Raw genomic sequence first — 2634 nt, forward strand, 5'->3', positions numbered from 1 at the left:
ACCGACAAATAACGCACCCGTAACTGGCACAACAATAACATCACAAATAGCAACAGAAAATAGTGCCTTTCAATTTCAGATACCGGGAAATAGTTTTAGCGATACTGATGGAGATACACTCAGCTATAGCGTTAAACTAAGCAATGGAAATAATTTGCCTTCGTGGCTACAATTTGATGCAGCAACTAAGACATTTAGTGGCACACCGGCAGCTACAGATACCGGCACACTTTCGTTAATAGTTAGTGTTAGTGATGGTAAAGGTGGAACGGCAAATCAAAACTTTGATATTGTCATAAATGCTGCATCACCAGAAGCGCCATTTGTAGAAACTCCTATCGCCGATAAAAATGATGTTCTAGCCGGCACTCCCTTTAGCTACACCATTCCTGCGGGAACATTTACAGATCCGCAAAATGACACCTTAACTTATACTGCTACCTTAGCAGATGGAACACCGTTACCAGCATGGCTGACATTTAACGCCAACACCGGCACTTTTTCTGGTACTCCAACAAATGCTAATGCCGGCACTTTAGGAATTAAAATTACCGCCACAGATCCAACGGGAAATGCCATCAGTGATGAGTTTAATTTAACAGTAAATGCTGTTAATAATCCTCCAGTTGGCGCTACTCTTAGCACTCAAAGTGTAACTCAAGATACAGCCTTTAATTTTGCCATACCAGCCGGCACTTTTAGCGATGCAGATGCAGGCGATACTTTAACTTACACGGCGACTCTTGCAGATGGAAGTGTATTACCTTCTTGGTTGATATTTAATGCTGCAACTAATACATTTTCTGGAACGCCGGCTAATGGTAATGTTGGTACTATCAGTGTAAAAGTGACTGCAACAGACACAGGTAATACTTCAGTATCAAGTAACTTTGATATTGTGGTAGCTAATGTTAATGATGCGCCAACAAGTACCTTAATAACCCCTCAAACTGCAACTGAAGATACAGCATTTAATTTTGTCATTCCAGCCGACACTTTTACAGATCCAGATGTCGGAGATAGCTTAACTTATACCGCAACTCAAGCTGATGGAACAGCATTACCTTCTTGGTTGATATTTGATGCTGCAACTAATACATTTTCTGGAACGCCGGCTAATGGTAATGTTGGCACATTGTCTGTAAAAGTCACAGCAACAGATGCCAGTAATGCTGAAGTATCAAGTAACTTTGATATTGTGGTAGCTAATGCCAATGATGCACCGGCAAGTACCTTAATAAGCAATCAAACTGCAACGGAAGATACAGGATTTAACTTCACTATTCCCGTCGGCACTTTTAGTGATCCAGATGTAGGAGATCCCTTAACTTATACGGCAAGTTTGGCTGATGGAAACCCCTTACCTTCTTGGTTGACATTTAATGCAGCTTCTCAGACATTTAGTGGAACGCCACTCAACGGAAATGTGGGGACTATCAGTGTAAAAGTGACAGCAACAGATGCAGGTAATGCTGAAGTATCAAGCAACTTTGATATTGTGGTGGCTAACGTTAATGATGCGCCAACTTTAACAGCAACTCCAGTGACTCTCACTGCTATTGATGAAGATCCAACGACAAATAACGGGGATGCAGTTGATATTATTGGCATAACATCACTTATTAATGATGTGGATGCCGGTGCTGTAAAAGGTATTGCTGTAACAGGTGTAAATAATACTAATGGGAAATGGCAATACAGCACGGATAGTGGTACTAACTGGAATGATTTTTCTGCTACTACTGGAAGCACTGTAGATATTTCAACAACAGCACGACTTTTAACGGCTGCTGCTACTAATAAAATTCGATTTGTTCCGAATTTAAATTATAACGGCAGTGCAGGAAATATTACTTTTCGTGCTTGGGATACGACTACGGGAACAAATGGAGGTGTAGCTGATACTTCCACAGGTGGAACAACGGCATTTAGTAGCACTACAAATACGGCAAGTTTGACTGTTAATGCTGTTAATGATGCGCCGGTGGCTGTGGCTGATACCTTCTCATTTTTGTTGAGGACAGAAGTAGAAATTCCGGTAACAACTTTAGTGGCAAATGATACCGATGTAGAAAACAATACCTTGACAGTAACAGGTGTTTCTAATCCAACAAACGGCACTGTATCTTTGAATGCAGGGGTGGTAAAATTCACTCCCACAACTACAGGTAACGCTTCATTTACCTACACGATATCAGATGGAAATGGGGGGACTGCCGAAGCAAGCGTGAACCTGACTTCTGTTAATGCTGTGAATTTGAGTAATATTGTATCGGGGACGGGGTTGCCATTGGGTGCCGGTGGTTTTGTGATCAATGGTGAGGCGGCTGGTGATCAGAGCGGCAGGAGTGTCAGCAGTGCAGGAGATGTCAACGGTGATGGTTTGGCTGATTTAATTGTTGGTGCTTTTCGTGCTGATCCTTCTTCTCGTACTGATGCCGGCAAGTCTTACGTTGTGTTTGGTAAAACAAACAATACAGCAATTGATTTAAGTTCTCTCGGTACTGGTGGTTTTATCATTAATGGTGAGGCGGCTAGTGATCAGAGCGGCATATCAGTCAGCAGTGCAGGAGATGTCAACGGTGATGGTTTGGCTGATTTAATTGTTGGTGCACGCTATGCTGATACTGCTCC

At 42.3% G+C, this 2634-nt stretch carries 1 protein-coding gene; it reads left to right on the forward strand.

What is annotated here, in order from left to right:
- Positions 1-2634: putative Ig domain-containing protein (locus tag NG798_RS12250; protein WP_261223253.1), on the forward strand; the 2634-nt coding region annotated here is incomplete at both ends.

Origin of the sequence: Ancylothrix sp. D3o (genome assembly GCF_025370775.1) — a bacterium.
Taxonomy (GTDB): Bacteria; Cyanobacteriota; Cyanobacteriia; order Cyanobacteriales; family Oscillatoriaceae; genus Ancylothrix.